This is a genomic window from Aquirufa originis, assembly GCF_042714495.1.
GTDB classification, from domain to species: domain Bacteria; phylum Bacteroidota; class Bacteroidia; order Cytophagales; family Spirosomataceae; genus Aquirufa; species Aquirufa originis.
On the sequence record NZ_JBBKXY010000002.1, the window covers coordinates 40,002 to 57,604 of the forward strand.

General features: G+C 43.6%; 15 protein-coding genes. 13 read left to right on the forward strand and 2 right to left on the reverse strand.

All coding sequences use genetic code 11. The features are described 5' to 3' along the window. Positions 1–13: 13 nt before the first annotated feature. The 11 genes from SKC35_RS05580 (at position 14) to SKC35_RS05630 (ending at position 13,133) form a co-directional block, all read left to right on the forward strand. A complete protein-coding gene (locus tag SKC35_RS05580; protein ID WP_377978436.1) occupies positions 14–823 on the forward strand; it encodes an exonuclease domain-containing protein in 810 nt (269 codons plus the stop codon). A 105-nt stretch (positions 824–928) separates the two neighbouring features. Beyond that, entirely contained in the window at positions 929–1,258 is a 330-nt protein-coding gene (nuoK, locus tag SKC35_RS05585) for an NADH-quinone oxidoreductase subunit NuoK (protein WP_130895356.1), read from the forward strand. A gap of 26 nt (positions 1,259–1,284) precedes the next feature. Beyond that, positions 1,285–3,168 (forward strand): NADH-quinone oxidoreductase subunit L, encoded by a 1,884-nt coding sequence (gene nuoL / locus SKC35_RS05590; RefSeq protein ID WP_377978437.1) that lies wholly within the window; start codon positions 1,285–1,287, stop codon positions 3,166–3,168. Between the two features lie 18 nt (positions 3,169–3,186). Further along, positions 3,187–4,632, forward strand: coding sequence for a complex I subunit 4 family protein (locus SKC35_RS05595; protein WP_377978438.1), 1,446 nt, complete (start codon positions 3,187–3,189; stop codon positions 4,630–4,632). A 19-nt stretch (positions 4,633–4,651) separates the two neighbouring features. Beyond that, complete coding sequence (locus SKC35_RS05600; protein WP_377978439.1) at positions 4,652–6,049, forward strand: NADH-quinone oxidoreductase subunit N; 1,398 nt, start codon at positions 4,652–4,654, stop codon at positions 6,047–6,049. Positions 6,050–6,058: 9 nt separating this feature from the next. Next, positions 6,059–6,553: a GtrA family protein gene (locus SKC35_RS05605; protein ID WP_377978440.1), complete on the forward strand. Its 495-nt coding sequence runs from the start codon at positions 6,059–6,061 to the stop codon at positions 6,551–6,553. 227 nt (positions 6,554–6,780) lie between these two features. Further along, positions 6,781–6,921 (forward strand): hypothetical protein, encoded by a 141-nt coding sequence (locus SKC35_RS05610; RefSeq protein ID WP_377978441.1) that lies wholly within the window; start codon positions 6,781–6,783, stop codon positions 6,919–6,921. 65 nt (positions 6,922–6,986) lie between these two features. Then, positions 6,987–7,601, forward strand: coding sequence for a SprT-like domain-containing protein (locus SKC35_RS05615; protein WP_377978442.1), 615 nt, complete (start codon positions 6,987–6,989; stop codon positions 7,599–7,601). Next, the gene (gene porU / locus SKC35_RS05620; protein WP_377978443.1) at positions 7,588–10,710 is read left to right on the forward strand and encodes a type IX secretion system sortase PorU; all 3,123 of its coding nucleotides are present in this window, start codon (positions 7,588–7,590) and stop codon (positions 10,708–10,710) included. Before SKC35_RS05615 ends, porU begins: the two co-directional genes overlap by 14 nt. Before the next feature lie 3 nt (positions 10,711–10,713). After that, positions 10,714–11,865 (forward strand): type IX secretion system outer membrane channel protein PorV, encoded by a 1,152-nt coding sequence (gene porV, locus SKC35_RS05625; RefSeq protein WP_377978444.1) that lies wholly within the window; start codon positions 10,714–10,716, stop codon positions 11,863–11,865. A gap of 2 nt (positions 11,866–11,867) precedes the next feature. Then, positions 11,868–13,133, forward strand: a complete 1,266-nt coding sequence (locus SKC35_RS05630) for a M16 family metallopeptidase (protein ID WP_377978445.1) — start codon at positions 11,868–11,870, stop codon at positions 13,131–13,133. Positions 13,134–13,136: 3 nt separating this feature from the next. Here SKC35_RS05630 and SKC35_RS05635 read toward each other — a convergent pair whose 3' ends face one another. Next, entirely contained in the window at positions 13,137–14,045 is a 909-nt protein-coding gene (locus SKC35_RS05635; protein ID WP_377978446.1) for a PfkB family carbohydrate kinase, read from the reverse strand. Between the two features lie 10 nt (positions 14,046–14,055). After that, complete coding sequence (locus SKC35_RS05640) at positions 14,056–15,231, reverse strand: hypothetical protein (RefSeq protein WP_377978447.1); 1,176 nt, start codon at positions 15,229–15,231, stop codon at positions 14,056–14,058. Between the two features lie 128 nt (positions 15,232–15,359). Between SKC35_RS05640 and cysS the strand changes: the two genes are divergently transcribed. Continuing rightward, complete coding sequence (gene cysS, locus SKC35_RS05645; RefSeq protein WP_377978448.1) at positions 15,360–16,850, forward strand: cysteine--tRNA ligase; 1,491 nt, start codon at positions 15,360–15,362, stop codon at positions 16,848–16,850. A 3-nt stretch (positions 16,851–16,853) separates the two neighbouring features. After that, on the forward strand, positions 16,854–17,594 hold the full coding sequence (locus SKC35_RS05650) for a rhomboid family intramembrane serine protease (RefSeq protein ID WP_377978449.1): 741 nt from the start codon (positions 16,854–16,856) through the stop codon (positions 17,592–17,594). The last annotated feature ends 9 nt before the right edge of the window (positions 17,595–17,603 follow it).

The following is a 17,603-nucleotide window of genomic DNA, read 5'->3' on the forward strand; positions in this document are numbered from 1 at the left end:
TTTAAAATATCCTATGGAACATCAATTACAGCTAAAGAGACCTCTCGCATTTTTCGATTTAGAGACGACGGGGATACAGATTAACCGCGATCGCATTGTGGAAATTTCCATTGCCAAAGCGAATCTAGACGGAACCGTGGAGGTAAAAACGCGTCGCGTGAATCCAGGTATTCCGATTCCTTTAGAGGCTTCTTTAGTACACGGCATCTATGATGAAGATGTGAAAGACGAACCAACTTTTCGAATGGTGGCTCGCTCCCTATCTACTTTTTTAGACGGCTGTGACCTCGCTGGCTTTAACTCCAATCGTTTCGATGTGCCTATGCTGGTAGAGGAAATGCTACGCGCTGAGGTGGATTTCGATATGAAAAACAGAAAATTAGTGGATGCGCAACGCATTTTCCATTTAATGGAACCGCGTAATTTAACCGCTGCCTACCAATTTTACTGTGGCAAAGAATTAATCGGAGCACACGGAGCTGAGGCGGATGTGTTAGCCACTTTAGAAGTGTTGAACGCGCAAGTGAAACACTATGCGAACAAGGCGATTAAGGATGCGGATGGCAAGGAAGTTTTCCCTATTCAAAACGATATGGACAAGTTGCACGAACTAAGTGCCTCTAATTCAATTGACTACGCTAACCGCATGGCCTACAATAAAGACCGAGTGGCTTGCTTTAATTTTGGCAAACACATCGGTAGACCTGTGCTCGACGTTTTGAAGTCTGACCCGTCCTATTACGACTGGATGATGAAGGGTGATTTCCCGATGGACACCAAGCGCAAACTGACCGAAATAAAATTGCAAGGTTTTCAGCGTTAAGGCATTTTTGATGTCGAGGCTATCAGATATTTTCGTATTTTTGCCTCGCATAAATGCATTTTTTGGACAGGCTTTTGCCTGAAGCCTTTGTTATTATTTAAGACTATGCAATCAATACCAGAAATTATCCGTACGATTCCATTAACCCATTACATTATGCTGAGCTCAGCTTTGTTTTGCATTGGTATCTTGGGCGTATTAACACGTAGAAACGCGATCATCGTATTTATGGCGATCGAATTAATGTTAAATGCCGTTAACTTATTGTTAGCTGCCTTTTCTTCCTACTATTCTGACCCAGCCGGTCAAATTTTCGTATTCTTCATTATGGCTGTGGCCGCAGCAGAAGTGGCTGTTGGTTTAGCGATTATCGTGATGATTTACCGAAATATTCAAAGCATCGACATCGGTGTTCTTAACAAATTGAAAAACTAATTAAGCGCAAATTCCGCCCAATTAATATGTCTTTACTATTCCTCATTCCACTATTACCCTTAGTAGGCTTTGCTATTAATGGGTTAGCGTACCCGAAATTACCGAAGCAAATTGCGGGCATCATTGGAACCATTCCTCCTTTGGTTGCCTTCGCTTTATCACTTCAGTTATTCTTGAATTTTGACGGTCAGGCACAGATTCTTCCCATCGCGGATTGGATTAAGGTAGGTTCTTTAGAGATCCCATTTGCCTTCCAAATCGATCAATTATCGATCTTAATGCTCCTCGTCATCACGGGAGTGGGCACCTTGATTCACGTGTATTCGATTGGGTATATGTCCCACGATGCGGGTTTTGGTAAGTTTTTTGCCTTCTTGAACCTGTTCGTGTTCTTTATGTTAATCCTCGTTTTAGGGGCTAACTTTACGGTTTTATTCATCGGATGGGAAGGCGTAGGTTTATGTTCTTATCTATTGATTGGGTTTTGGAACCAAAAGAATTCTTACGGAGATGCAGCCCGCAAGGCCTTCATCATGAACCGTATCGGTGATTTAGGTTTCTTAGTAGGGATCTTTTTATTGATCCAGGATTTCGGAACAACCGACTACCAGACGATTTTCACTGCCATTCAAAGTGGCGATTATACGACTGATTTAAGCATCATCGCTTTCTGTTTATTCATCGGTGCGATGGGTAAATCAGCACAAATTCCTTTGTTTACTTGGCTTCCAGATGCGATGGCGGGTCCTACGCCAGTTTCGGCTTTGATTCACGCGGCGACGATGGTGACGGCGGGTATTTACATGGTGATTCGTGCGAATGCCTTGTTTGAATTAAGCCCAGAAGTATTGCATTTTGTAGGTTGGATTGGTTTAGCTACAGCCTTGTTAGGCGCTGCGATTGGTCTTTTCCAAAACGATATCAAAAAAGTCCTTGCTTATTCTACGGTGTCCCAGTTAGGCTACATGTTTATGGGCTTAGGCGCTTCAGCGTATACGGCGTCGTTCTTCCACGTGATGACGCACGCGTTCTTTAAGGCCCTACTTTTCTTAGGCGCTGGTTCTGTGATTCACGCGATGTCAGACGAACAAGATATTCGCCGTATGGGCGGGTTGAAATCGAAGATGCCCATCACGTTCATTACTTTTATGTTAGGAACGATTGCGATTGCGGGTATTCCTCCTTTCGCGGGTTTCTTCTCGAAAGATGAGATCCTAGCGAGCCTTTACCACCACGATCCTATTATGTGGGGTTTAGCGATTTTGGGATCTGCTTTAACCTCTTTCTATATGTTCCGTGTATTCATTTTGACTTTCTACGGAGAGTTCAGAGGAACGGAAAAGCAAGCGCATCATTTACACGAATCGCCCATCACGATGACATTACCGTTGATTATCTTGGCGGTATTCTCTGTGGGTGGCGGTTTAATCAACTTACCTCACTTCGCGGGAGGAAATGAATTCTTAGCGCATTGGTTAGCACCCTTATTGCCAGAAGCCGGTGAAGCTGGAGAAGTTAACTTCTTGAGTTTAGAAGGTGGCGCACCACTTTTAGCGGCATTCTTGCCAGCCTTCTTAGCCATCTACGTTTTTGGCATGCAGAAATCAGTACCATCTGAAGACGCAGAAATCTCAGGTATCCAAAAAGTGATTTACCACAAATTCTACATCGACGAATTATACGATATGCTGTTTGTTAAGCCTATCGCTTTCTTATCGAACTTCTTCTTCCAAGTGATCGACTTTTTAGTGATCGACTTGTTCGTAGAGGGCTTAGGTCGTTTTGTAAAATATGCTTCGAGCGAGTTCCGCAGAGCCCAAACAGGAAATGTAGGCATCTACCTATTCTGCATGGTCGCGGCCATCGTTGTCATCTTATTTGTTAGTTTAAAAAGTACGATCCTTCAATAATCCGATCGCAACATAGCTATGTATCTACTATTTATACTTTTATTTCCGCTTTTGATTGGGTCAGCTTTGTTGATCTTCAAGCCAAAGAACGCGTTCGCTATTTCTCTAGCGGCCTCCATTATTGAATTAGCGGCCACCGCCTTTGTTCTACAAGAAGCTAGCCTTAACCCTGTTTCCTTTTCTGCTCCTTGGGTAGCGGAAGCGGGTTTATCCTTTTCCCTGTATGTGGATGGAATCAGCGGCGTTTTAATCGGACTTTGTGCCTTGTTAGTTCCGTTCATCGTAGCGACTACGGCAAATACAGATCGCGCAAACAACGCTCAATTCCAGGGTTTGATGTTAGCCATGCAAACGGCCTTAATGGGAGCGTTCTTAGCGAAAGATGCGTTCTTGTTTTATTTCTTCTTCGAAGCGTCCTTATTACCGATTTACTTCTTAGCAGCGATTTATGGCGGCGAGAACAAGAATGCGATTACGTTTAAGTTCTTTGTATATACCTTGTTTGGGTCTTTATTCTTCTTAATCGCTTTAGTGTATGTGTATTTACAAACACCTGGCGAGTTTCACTCAGCGGATATTGAGGTATTGTATCAAACCGCAAAAGGCTTAAGCGCTGACCAACAAGGGTATTTATTTGCGGCCTTCTTTTTGGCATTCGCCATCAAGATGCCGGTTTTCCCGTTCCACACATGGCAACCAGATACCTATACCGTGGCTCCAGCACAAGGAACAATGTTATTATCGGGTATTATGTTGAAGATGGGTACCTACGGAGTGATTCGTTTAGTCTTACCTATGTTCCCTTTAGGTGTAGCGACATGGGGCTTGACGGCATCGATTTTATCGGTGATCGGCGTGATTTACGGTTCGATTATCGCCATCCAACAAAAAGACGCGAAACGCTTATTAGCCTATTCTTCCTTTGCGCACGTGGGCTTGATGTCTGCAGGTATCTTATCCGGAAGCATCGAAGGTATTCAAGGCGCCTTGTACCAAATGTTATCGCACGGTATCAACATCATCGGTTTATTCTTTGTGATTGAGATTATTGAGCGCAGAACGAAGTCAAGAGAAATCGCTCAGTTAGGCGGTATCACGCAATTCTCGTATCCTTTGACGGTCACTTTTGTGATCTTGAGTTTAGGTTCGGTGGCGTTACCATTAACGAATGGTTTCATCGGGGAATTCTTGTTATTGAAAAGTGTATTCGACCAAAATCTAGTTCTAGGCATCATTGCTGGGATCACCATCATCTTAGGTGCGGTGTATACGTTGCGTTTGATTCAGAAATCGATGTTCGGAAATGTTTCACGCATCACGGCTGATTTTGCAGACTTAACGTTTGCAGAGAAAGCGGTGTTAATTCCGTTGAGCGCCTTGGTTATTCTAGGCGGAATTTTCCCATCGACAGTTTTAGGTTTTAGTGAGCCAGCGGTTCAGCAATTAATCCAATGGTTCAAATAAAATAGTATTAAAAAGCATTATGACGGCTATCATTGCATTATCACTTCTAGGTATTTTAAATTTATTCTTGGGCTTTTGGCTTTCCAGAAAATCGATTCAAGCAGCGACGCTACTTTTCTTAGCAGGCAGTATGGCTTTGACGGCTATGGATTGGAACCACGAAATGTTATGGTATGGACATATGTTCCACACCACGAATACTTCCATCAGCTTCAGCTTAATCATTCAATTAGCAGCCTTTATGGTGGTTAGTTTTTCCAAAGGCTTTGGCATCGATGAAGAGCATACGCATCCAGCAGAATACTACGCGATTCTATTGTTCTCGGTTGTGGGGGCTATTTTAATGGTTTCATTCGACCACTTGATTATGTTCTTCGTGGGTTTAGAAATCCTTTCCGTTGCGATGTATGTGTTAACAGGTTCAGACAAGCGTAATTTGCGTTCGAACGAGGCGGCCTTGAAATACTTCTTGATGGGTTCTTTCGCAACAGGTATTTTACTGTTCGGAATTACCTTAGTATACGGTGCAACGCGCTCATTCTACCTGGTTAATATCGCTCAAGCCATCGCGAATACACCACCAGAATCAACACCAGTGTTTTTATCAATCGGGGTATTATTGATTTTGGTAGGGTTCTTATTTAAGATTTCAGCAGCACCTTTCCACTTCTGGACTCCAGATGTGTACGAAGGAGCTCCTACGATCTTTACGATGTTTATGTCGACAGTAGTAAAAGCAGCCAGTTTTGCGGCCTTGTACCAATTGCTTTCTGGGCCGTTTGGAACGATGTACGGAACGTGGGTATACCCTATTTACTACATCAGTATGTTGACGCTTTTAGTCGGAAACATCACAGCGGTGTACCAACAATCAGCGAAACGTATGTTAGCCTATTCGAGTATTTCACACGCGGGTTATATGTTATTAACGGTGAGCGCGAATCAAGTAAGCACGCCATCTACCATCTTGTATTATTCATTATCCTACACCTTAGCGACCATCGTGGCCTTCGGTGTGGTAATGTTAGTCGCGGAATACCAAACAGGGCGTACCGAGAAACCAGAGAACTTCAGTTCGTTTGAAGGTTTAGCCAAACAAAATCCAGGTTTAGCCTTCTGCTTTACAATCGCCTTATTGTCTTTAGCGGGGATTCCGTTGACGGCTGGTTTTTGGGGTAAATTCTTCGTCTTCTCTGACATCTTTAATCGCCACGTTTACTATCCAGTGATTTTAGCCATTGTGATGTCTGCAGTAGGGGTTTATTACTATTTCAAAGGAATTATTGCGATCTACTTTAAAGAAGGAGATATCGAACGCATAGAATTACCAGGTTTAGTAAAGTTCGCGATGTGGGCTTGTACGCTAGGCACTCTGTTGTTAGGCATTTATCCAAGCATCGTTAAAAACCTCTTTTAATCCAGGCCTTTGACCGACAAGAAAGCCCCCCTCTTTAATCAAAAAGACTTATTCGCCTACTTCGTGGTGGCTGGATTAGGGGCTTGTGTTCAATTACTCGCTGGTGGATTAATTAAGGATTGGTTCCGCGTTTCCTACGAGGATTCCATTCTTCCTGCTTATTTCATCGCCTTAGTGGTGGGATTTTTCCTGACGAAATTATTTGCCTTCAATGCGCGCCAAAGTCAGCAAACTAGACGCGAGATGTTCAAGTATGTCCTGGTTGCCAGCTTTTCAGGCATCATTACCTGGCTGTTCAGTACGATTCCTTACGACTTCATTCACGCGCATCACCCGGATATCTTTTTTGCCATTCCTTATTCGGTGAAAAAGTTAAATATCACCCAGATAGCTACGACCCTTCACGGAATGGGCTATAGTTTTGTGTCGAATTACATCTTGCACAAGACCTTTACCTTCAAATCAAGCGGCTTTTACGATCGCTTTAAGGACCTATTAAAATAGGACTTATCTAATTTAGACCTTTTCTAAGGTTGTAATTCTTAAGAATTCCTAAGCCGATTAAAGCCTCCTGGAGCCATTTTTCAAAAAATAGCAGCCATTCCTTAAAAAATTCTTAAAAATTTATTTGCATTTATTTGTACTTATAAAATAATGCCGTAGATTTGTAGCTCAAACCTTAAACAAAATAAGAAATGAAAAAAGTATTCGCTCTAGCTTTCGTTGCTGCAATGGTAACTTTAGCATCTTGTGGTGAGAAGAAAGCAGAAGCTTCTGCTGACACTGTTGCTGTTGATTCTGCTGCTGCTGCTGCTCCAGCTGATTCTGCTGCTGCTGACACTGCTGCTGCTGACACTGCTGCTGCTAAATAATTTTAGCACAACGATCAGAAAAAAGTCCTTCGCATGCGAAGGACTTTTTTTATGTCTAAAATCGGATGAAGAATAAAAAGATTGATTCCTTTTTTGATCACTTCCCTCCCAAAGTAGCGGAATATTGCTTTCAACTTTGGCATGATTATTCTTTTGACTTTATCGTCAGCAAATCCCGCGATTCAAAATTAGGTGATTACCGATTTAGCCCAGCAAAAGGGCACCAAGTGACGGTTAACCATAATTTGAATCCCTACGCATTCCTCGTGACCTACATCCACGAAGTTGCTCACTTAACCACTTATCTGGCTCACAAAAACAAAGTGCTTCCGCATGGACAGGAATGGAAGACGGAATTCTATACTTTATTCGAGCCCATCTTGGATGAGGACTTACTCCCTGCTGATTTAGTCAAGGTGCTCAGAGCCTATTTAAAGAATCCGGCAGCCTCCTCTAATGGATACCAACCCTTAGTCGACATCCTCAAAAGCTTCGACGCAGAACCGCCTGCGGGAACTCCGCTCATCGAATTAGCCGAAGGCGCACACTTTGCCTTAAAAAACCTGCGCTTTATCAAAGGTAAACTTCGCCGAACCCGTTACATTTGCAAAGAATTAAATTCAGGCAGAAACTACCTGGTGGCAAAGAATGCATACGTGTTACCGATTGAGATTTCTTAGCATTGTATTTTGGTTACTTACGGTGGCTTCAGCTGCGCTTGCCCAAAATTCTGTCTTATCCAGTGGCCAATGGCTAAAAGTAGGCATCACCCAATCTGGCATATACCAAATCACCCCATCCTGGCTTTCCTCACTCAGGTTAAAAGCAAGTTCAATAGGAGTCTATGGACACGAAATAGGCGAATTGCCCCAGGCCAACTCCGCAACTAGACCCATCGATTTACAGCCGATTCCCTTCCTGAAACAAGGAGATAAAATCTTGTTTTATGGAGAGAAATTTACCCACCACTACAGCGATACTACTTTCTATTTCATCCGCTTAGATGATCCGGCGCCTAAAGTCATGACTGATCTTCCGTCAGCTAATGCTAGTACAACGGCTTTGGAGTACGGCTATAGTCGTTTTCACTATGAGCCGGAAACGTACAATCTCTTGCAATCAGGCAGGGAATGGCTGGGTGATGGATTTTTTGGCAATGTAAACCGAACGATTCAATATCCTCTAGCAGACTACAAAACGGGGATTCCGAGCCTACTTTCGGGCAGATTAGCCTCTTCTTCTGTCGCACCAGGCACTTTCACATTCAATATTCCGGGGAACACCATTGCACCTCTTAGCTTTCCGGCGACAACAGGCGGTCGCTATGACCAAAAAGCCTATTTACAGACCTTCTCCGCCTCTATAAATCCAGAGATTAAGGACCAAAGCTGGACCTGGAATGTAGCCTATGGTAATACCATCGGCTCCGGTTACATCGATTACATCGACCTTCATTACCCCCGAAAATTCAATGCGACGAACGAGAATCCGCATTATTTTTTACCCAACAAAACCGATTCAACCTTCAGCATCAACATTCAAAACAGGCAGGCGAATCACCTCGTTTGGGTCAAGTTCACAGGCAAGAGCTGGCAAAATGTAAATTCCCTCGTATTTAACAAGGTCGCTCCAGGTGCTGAACTGTTGATTTTTGATCCGGCAAAAGCGGTGGACCCGAAAACGGGAGAAGTCATAGCAAACCAAAACATCCGAGCTGATGCCTCCGTCGACTTACTGATCCTTTCCAGCCCATCGATTCTTCCCGCCGCAAAACTGCTAGCGTCCTATAAAAATGCGAAGGGGATAGCAGCAAAGGCCTATTCTACCAAAGAAATCTACAACGAATTCTCCGCTGGAAAACAAGATGTGACGGCGATTCGCGATTTCATCCGCCTTAAAAAACCTCGCTATGTGTTATTCTTAGGCGATGCGACAGTAGATTACAAAGGAATAAACAAAGTCGCCACCGCCATTGAAAGACAGAATTATGTACCGAGCTATGAAAGTCGCGAGTCTTTGCAACCCTTGCAGACCTATGTTTCGGATGATTATTTTGGGTTAATTGCAGACAACCAAGGCGAATGGCTCGAAGGCAGTGAGGCGGTGAACGAGCCCTTAGAAGTAGCTATCGGACGAATTCCAGCTAAGTCATTTGAAGAGGCGAATACAGTAGTCAATAAATTAATCAGTTACGAGACGCGCGCTCAGCTGCAACCCTATCGCTTTGCCTGGCTAGCCGATGACGGCGATGCTAACATTCACGTACAAGATGCGGAAGACTTTGCGCGCTTGATCCCAGAAGCTTATCAAGTCCAAAAAACCTATATCGACCAGTTTCCCCAGGAAGTGAATAACGGATTTTATACCTCGGTAGCAGGCAAAAAAGCGAGTTTAGAACTATTTAACCGCGATGCCGACTTTATCCATTTCTTAGGCCACGGATCTGAATCCGCCTGGACAGATGAAAAAGTCATCACGAATAACGAGATTCAAACGCTCAAAAACAGCCGACATCTTCCCCTTTTGTTAACAGCGACTTGCCAATTTGGTCGCTTTGATGACCCTAACCAATTGTCTGGAGCAGAAATAAGCCTTTTATCCAACCAGGGCGGTGCCATGGGTCTCATCTCGACGACGCGACCCGTGTTCCAAAGTAGTAATTACTTGTTTGGTCAAGCATTTTATAGACAGTTAGCTAATCATCTAACAGATAAAAATTACCGACTTGGTGATTTGTTTAAAGACGCGAAGAATGATAGCCAATCTGGAGTGATTAATCGCAACATCACCCTGCTAGGCGACCCAACCTTAGCGTTACCTTGGAATCAACAGGCTCTTACAATTCGACTAGATACCTTGACTTCCGGAATCATTCAAGGACAAACGACTCCCAGTATTGATGGAGAAATTCGTTTGTATTATTTTGGAGAAGACAAGCCTATGCAGACTTTGGGAACAAAAACAGATAAATTCAGCTATGTAAAATCCGGTGATTTAGAGGCCATCAACAGCGCTAAGGTCGAAAAAGGCAAATTCACTGTGGCGAACTTACCAGCCGCGAGATTAAAATGGACCGCGCGAACAACGACGGAAACGTATGGCGGAGGAATGAAGAGCGTGGTGAAATCTACCTCAGAGGAAAAAGAAGTGAACGCCCCTATACTAACAGCGAGCCTATTAAATGAGTCTGACCCGCTAGCTAGCTCCGCTAATCCGATCTTACAAATTAAAATCAGCGACGCGAGTTCTTTACGACTTGTGGGACCTAAGGGCGAAAAAGCGGTGATCTCCATCAACGATACCTTGGAAATTCCCTTCTCTGATGTATTTACTCCCGAGCCAGGAAATAATAAACAAGGCACTGTTACCTTCCCCTTTGAATCACTAGCTCCGGGACTCTATAAAATCAAAGCAAATTGTTTTGATGTGCATACGAATCAGGGGAATTGTTCGTTTGAATTCCGGGTTTCGGCAGATACAAAAGAGCAAGGTTCGCTCCGAATTTACCCGAATCCGATGACTGAGAGAACGAGCTTTTCCTTTTTACAAGAGAAACGCTGGACGAGCTATCGCTACAAGCTAAAAATTTATAGTAACTTAGGGAAACAAACGCTCGAGAGGACGGGAATGATTCCGGGAAGCGATTCGGTGAATCAGACTTTCTCGATCGATTGGAGTACGGCAGAAAAGAGCCAATTAGATTTCATCAACTATTACCAATTAGAAATAAGCTACGACGACGGAACTACGTTCAAAAACTTCAGCGGTCGTATTGGATATATAAAATAACCCATGAAAAGAGTCCTAACCCTTTTATTTATTGCTTTTGGATTCACGTCCTACGCACAAACAACCTTAGTTTCTGGCCAAATCAATGCCGGCCGCATTCCTACTCCCACCCTTTTATTCTTAAACGTTGCTCCTGATGCTCGTTCGGCGGCAATGGGTGATGCAGGGGTCGCTTTATCGGTGGATGCAAATGCGATTCACTGGAATACAGCGAAATTAGCCACTACGGAAAAGAAAATGGGTTTTTCGCTCTCCTACACTCCTTGGTTGCGCAACCTGGTAAACGATATGGCGCTATACAATGTGGCGGGTTATACGGTGACGAAGAAGAATTTGGTGTTTGGGTTCTCGGTTGATTATTTTGATCAAGGGATGTTCCAAGCCACTTTGGATAATGGAACAAGCGCAGGTAATTTTAATTCCAAAGAATTCGCTTTAGGCATCTCTCACGCGAGAAAATTATCTCCAGCGCTTTCCCTCGGAATGAATTTGAAATACATCAACTCGAACTTACTGGGAAATTACCAGGGGAGCGGTGGATTAAACAATGCGTTGAAACCTGCAGAAACGGTGGCCGCGGACATTTCGGTGTTTTATTCGAAACCGACGACGGCTCCTTGGAAATACAGCTATGGCTTGACTCTTTCGAATATCTCAGGTAAAGTGACCTACGGCGGAACGGAGAAAAACTTCATTCCTACGAATTTACGTATCGGAATGGCGGCGACGCATGAAATCGATGACCTGAACAAATTGACCTTTACGGTTGATTTAAACAAATTAATGGTCCCTACGCCTCCTGCTTACGTGAATGGAAAAATGGTAGGAACGGATCCTGCGACGGTTTCGGCGATCGGCGGTATTTTTGGATCCTTAGCGGATGCCCCTGATGGAATCAGTGAAGAAATCAAAGAGGTGACTACCTCTGTGGGCGCGGAATATTTGTTCAATAATGCCTTCGCGCTACGAACGGGTTATTTTCACGAGAGTGAAATGAAGGGAAATCGGAAGTACTTTACCTTTGGTTTAGGGTTTAAGATGGATCAAAAATACGGCTTGGACTTCGCCTACCTCGTTCCAAGTGGACAAGGAAGTCCCTTAGCGAACACCTTACGTTTAACGCTCATTGCGGGCATTAATCAGCCAGTAAAATAATTATGTTAGATCGCAGCGTCGCACCAGCCGCCTTTCCGGTGGAGAAAGTTTTATTTCCCAAACCCCTCCAGTATACATTAGCCAATGGCATTGAAGTATGGGTGGTTTCAGCGGGAGAACAAGAAGTTTTTAAATTTGAATTAAGTACGAAAGCGGGGGCGATTCATAGTTCTTTGGCGGGATTAGCTGGAATGACAGCGTCTTTAATGAAGCGCGGAACTAGTACTCGCACAGCGCAGGAAATTCACCAGGATTTTGATTTTTTCGGAGCCTTTTGGGATATCCAAGCGAGTCTTGATCACGGCACATTTACGGTGTATGGATTATCGAAGCACTTTCATTCCTTAATTCCGCTCGTTTCTGAAATCCTACAAGAAGCGACTTTCCCAGCGGAGGAAGTCGAAAAAGAGATCGAGATCGAACGTCAAAAAACGAAACTGAACTGGGAGAAAACCTCCTATTCGGCTAGCCAGAAATTTCGCGCTCAGGTATTTCCTAACGACCCTTATGGCCGCTTTACGGTAGCGGAGGATTTTGACAAATTAGACCGTGCAGCACTTATCCAGCAGTATGCAACTACGTGGGCATCTCAAAAACCAGTTATTTTCCTTTCCGGAAAGATCTCCGAAGAGCAAATCGCTTATTTAGATCAAACCCTAGGAAAAATAAACTACACTAGCTCAGAACTAATAATTCCAGCACTTTCAATCGCTTTGAATCCCATCAAAATTCGGGAAGAAAAAGAAGGATCCGTGCAAAGCTCTATTCGATTTGGTTTGCCTGCGATTTCCAGAACGCATCCTGATTATTTTAAGTTTAGCTTAATGAATACGGTCTTGGGCGGATATTTCGGTTCAAGATTACAGAAAAATATTCGAGAAGATAAAGGTTTCACCTATGGCATTTCGTCTAGCCTTGCACCTTATCCACGCGGTGGGTATTGGGTGGTAGGTACGGATGTGAATGGGGAGAATGTGGATGCGACTTTGGCAGAAATTAAAAAGGAAATCACCATTCTTCAAACTGAATTGATACCACAGGAAGAACTCGAAATCGTCCAAAATTACCTGATGGGCAGCTTCACAGGAGAACTGACGCAGGCTTTTGATATCGCTGAAAAAGTACGCGTGATACAATTAAACGGATTAGCGCCTGATTTTTACGATCAATTCCAGGACCAGGTACTAAAAATCCAGGCCCAGGATATTAGAGACATGGCTGCTAAATACCTGAACCTGGATTTGATGCACGAGGTGATCGTGGGGTAAGAATTAGAACGAAGCTAACTCCCTGAATTCATTCACACGGCTCGCTAAATCAGCTTCCGTGATTTCGAATAAGCGCTCTGTACCGAATTTCTCCACACAGAAAGAAGCCATCGCAGATCCGTGAACGATCGCGCGACGCATGTTTTCAAACGAGATATCATCCGTCTTTGCTAGGTAACCAATGAATCCTCCTACGAAGGTATCGCCCGCACCTGTCGGATCGAAAACGTCTTCTAATGGAAGTGCTGGGCAATAGAACATGCGATCTCCTTGGAATAACAAGGCACCGTGCTCCCCTTTCTTAATAATCAAGGTCTTAGGTCCCATCGCCATAATCATCTTAGCGGCAGTGCGAAGTGAGTATTGCTCAGATAATTGACGCGCCTCTTCATCATTGATGCAAAGTACATCCACCATCGTCAACACGCGCTTCAAATCGTCCATTGCCACATCCATCCAGAAGTTCATGGTATCCATTACGACCAATTTTGGGCGTTTGTTTAGACCTTGAATCGCCTCGATTTGTACTTGGGGCGTCAAGTTCCCTAACATCAAATAATCACAATCTTGGTAAGACGCTGGGATCTCCGGCTTGAAATCAGCTAACACATTCAATTCCGTCACTAAAGTGTCACGTGAATTCATGTTGTTGTGGTATTTACCAGCCCAAAAGAACGACTTCTCCCCTTTCTTGATTTGTAAACCGTCCAAATTGATGCCGCGAGACGTCAAGGTGTCCATGTATTCTTGTGGAAAATCATCTCCCACTACGGCTACCACGTTTACCTTTGGCAAAAAGAAAGCCGCAGATAAGGCAATGTACGTACAAGATCCACCGATGATTTTATCGGTCTTTCCGTAAGGTGTTTCTAAGGCGTCGAACGCAACGGTTCCAATAGATAATAAGCTCATAATTAATTATTTAACCTACTTTAGGACAACGGCTAAAGGGTTGATTTGGATTGAAAAATTTACGGTATGTAATAAAAGTTTTATCATTTGTGGCTCCTAATTGGGAGACAAAGCGAAGCATTTTAGGATTAAAATCACCCACCCAGTTCATGTCCATGGTGGAATACGGATAGAAAGGATTTGTACGAGCGACTTCGCGGAAACGAAGAGCGATGGCAGATTCAACCCCTTTACCTTGGTGATCTGGAGTAACCCCAAAAATCACCCCACATGTACGGGTCAACGTTCCTTTTAATTTCAATAAAAGGAATTTAATCATGCCCCACCAATTCAATTTTCCATTTAGGTGTTTTACGATTTGGTTCAAATCGGGGATCACAATGAAGAACGCTACCGGCGTTCCGTCAGTCGTGTAGGCAAACCAGAGTAATTGCTCATCGATGATGGGCTTCATGGTTTTCACGAGTTTTTGGGCAGATTCCGAACTCATCTCCTTTACGCCAGGGAATTTCGCCCAAGCGGCATTGAAAATGAAACGAAAATCTTCTGCATATTTCGAGAGATTACTCTTCTCAATGTGTTGGAAAACGTAATCAGGATTCTCAAAAATGCGTTGTGCTTTTTCTTCGATTCCCTGCGTCACATTCGCTCCTGCAATGGGTGAAACGAATACGTATTGTTGGAAATAGTCTTGAAAACCATAGTTTTCGAAGAACGGAATGTAATAGGGCTTTGTCCAAGGCATCTTATAGGTAGGCTCAAACTCCCAACCTTTGACCATCAACCCCCAGAAACTATCGCGCTCCCCAAAATTAATCGGGCCATCCATCCCCTCCATTCCTCGCTCCGCTAGCCAATTTTGAGATGCCTCAAATAACATAAACGCTGCTTTCTCGTCTTCGATACACTCAAAGAAACCCATTCCACCTACGGGAACTTCCCCCTCTTTTGTATTTCGCTCATAGAAAGCGGCCACGCGACCGATGGCTTCCCCTGATTCCGAAAACAAAATCCAACGGATCGCCTCCCCTTGCTTGAAATGAGGATTCTTACGCGGATCGAATACCGATGAAATATCGTTATCTAAGGGACGAATCCAATTAGGATCGCTGGCATAGAGCTGAACCGGGAATTCCAAAAAGGTCTTTTTTAGTCGAGCGTCGTCTCCTACTTCTCTCAAAAACATGCGAATAACGTTAGAATGCGAAAAAACATACAAAGGTAATGAATTGCGTTTGGGTTTGGTGAATTAAAAGAATCCAATTAATTTTAATTCCTTATTATCCCCTTTCGATCAGAAACGATCCGCTTACCATGCAGCCCTTAAAAATATACAATACCCTGAGTCGTGAAAAAGAACTTTTCACCCCGATACACGAAAATCACGTGGGACTTTATGTCTGCGGACCCACGGTATACAATTATGCACACTTGGGTAATGTGCGCACGTTTACGTCTTTTGACATCTTAAATCGCTATTTATTGCATATTGGATATAAGGTGCGTTATGTACGTAACATTACGGACGTAGGTCACTTAGTGGGTGACGGCGATGAGGGCGAGGACAAGATTGGGAAGATGGCCAAATTGGAAAAATTAGAGCCGATGGAGATCGTTCATCGCTTTACCCAAGACTTCCACCAAGTATTAGAAAAGTTCAATCTGCTTCCTCCTAACATAGAGCCTACGGCAACAGGACATATCGTGGAGCAAATCGAGACCACGAAATCCTTAATTGAAAAAGGTTTAGCGTACGAATCGAATGGTTCGGTGTATTTTGACATTGAAGCTTACAATAAAAATGGCGGCAATTATGGACATCTGTCTGGCCGCGTGATTGAAGACTTATTAACCGAAACACGTGACTTAGATGGTGTGGGTGAGAAGCGCAGTCCATTGGATTTTGCGCTTTGGAAAAAAGCCGCACCAGAACATATCATGCGCTGGCCATCTCCTTGGGGAGAGGGTTTCCCGGGCTGGCACTTAGAGTGTACTTGCATGAGCCACAAATACTTAGGCGACACATTTGATATTCACGGCGGTGGAATGGATTTAAAATTCCCGCACCACGAATGTGAAATTGCACAGGCAAAAGGGGCTTATGATCGCGCTCCGGTACGTTACTGGATGCACACCAATATGTTAACGGTGAATGGCCAAAAAATGAGTAAATCCCTAGGAAACTCGTTTCTGCCGGCAGAGTTAATTGCCGGAAATCATCCGCTATTAGATCAGGCTTATAGCCCCATGACGGTGCGCTTCTTTATGTTGCAGTCACAATACCGCAGCACTTTGGACTTCTCGAACGATGCCTTAAAAGCAGCTCAAAAAGGATATAAGAAGATCGCAAACGGTTTGCGCATTATTAAGAAGTTAGCTTATCCTTCAGATATCACAGCGAATCCGGATGCCGCTCAAGAAAAGGAGATCAATGACGCCATTCAAGGCTGCTATGACGGAATGAATGACGACTTGAACACGGCGGTAGCGATTGCCCACTTATTTACCTTGTTGAAAAAAATCAATTCACTTTATACGGGTGGATTAGCTTTCGAATCCATTTCTGCTGAAACATTTTCGAATTTACAGCGTTCATATATCAGCATTTTAGAGGACGTCCTGGGGATTATAGAAGAGGTCCCTGCTGATATGAATGGTTTGACAGATGAACTTCTTCAGCTGTATAAGGGTTTCAAGGAAAGTAGACAATACGACAAAGTAGATGAAATTCGCGGCGCCTTCAAATCTGCTGGATTATTGATTAAAGACATGAAAAACTCCATTGACTGGGGTTACGAAGAATAAGATATGCTAAGAAATTTAACACCCACCGTACGAAATTTGATTTTCGTGAATGTCGCTATCTTCTTAGGATCAGCCTTCATTCCGGATGATTTATTCGCCTTGTATTTTTTCCAATCGAGCAAATTTCATTATTTCCAAATCATCAGCTACATGTTCGTGCACGCGAATTTCATGCACTTATTGATGAATATGTTTGGGCTCTATATGTTCGGATCAATCTTAGAGCGTATTTGGGGTGGTCCGCGCTTCTTGTTCTTTTTCCTGTTTTGTGGCGTAGGAGCAGGTTTGTTGCACGAAGCTATCCAATATTTCCATGACTATGCGAGCATTCGTAAGGCCTTGGAATTAGCGATTTCGAATCCCAATTCTGATTTCCTATTAGATTATTTCAACCGCTTTGATGGCAGTTCAGCGATCAACGAAGGAAAATTGAATACCATAGGAGCAATCGAACATTACCGATATTACACCACCCAAAACCCGGTTGTGGGAGCTTCAGGTGGAGTTTTTGGCATTTTGATGGCCTATGGCTATTTGTTCCCTAACTCGGAGATGTTCGTTTTCCCAATTCCGATTCCCGTCAAAGCGAAATACCTCGTGATGGGCTTTGCCTTTTATGAATTATGGGCTGGAAAAGCGGCTGCGGAGGGCGATAATGTGGCACACTTTGCTCATTTAGGCGGGATGCTTTTTGCGGTCATTTTATTGTTGATTTGGAGACAAAAACGCGATAGCTTCTATTAAGATGCGCAG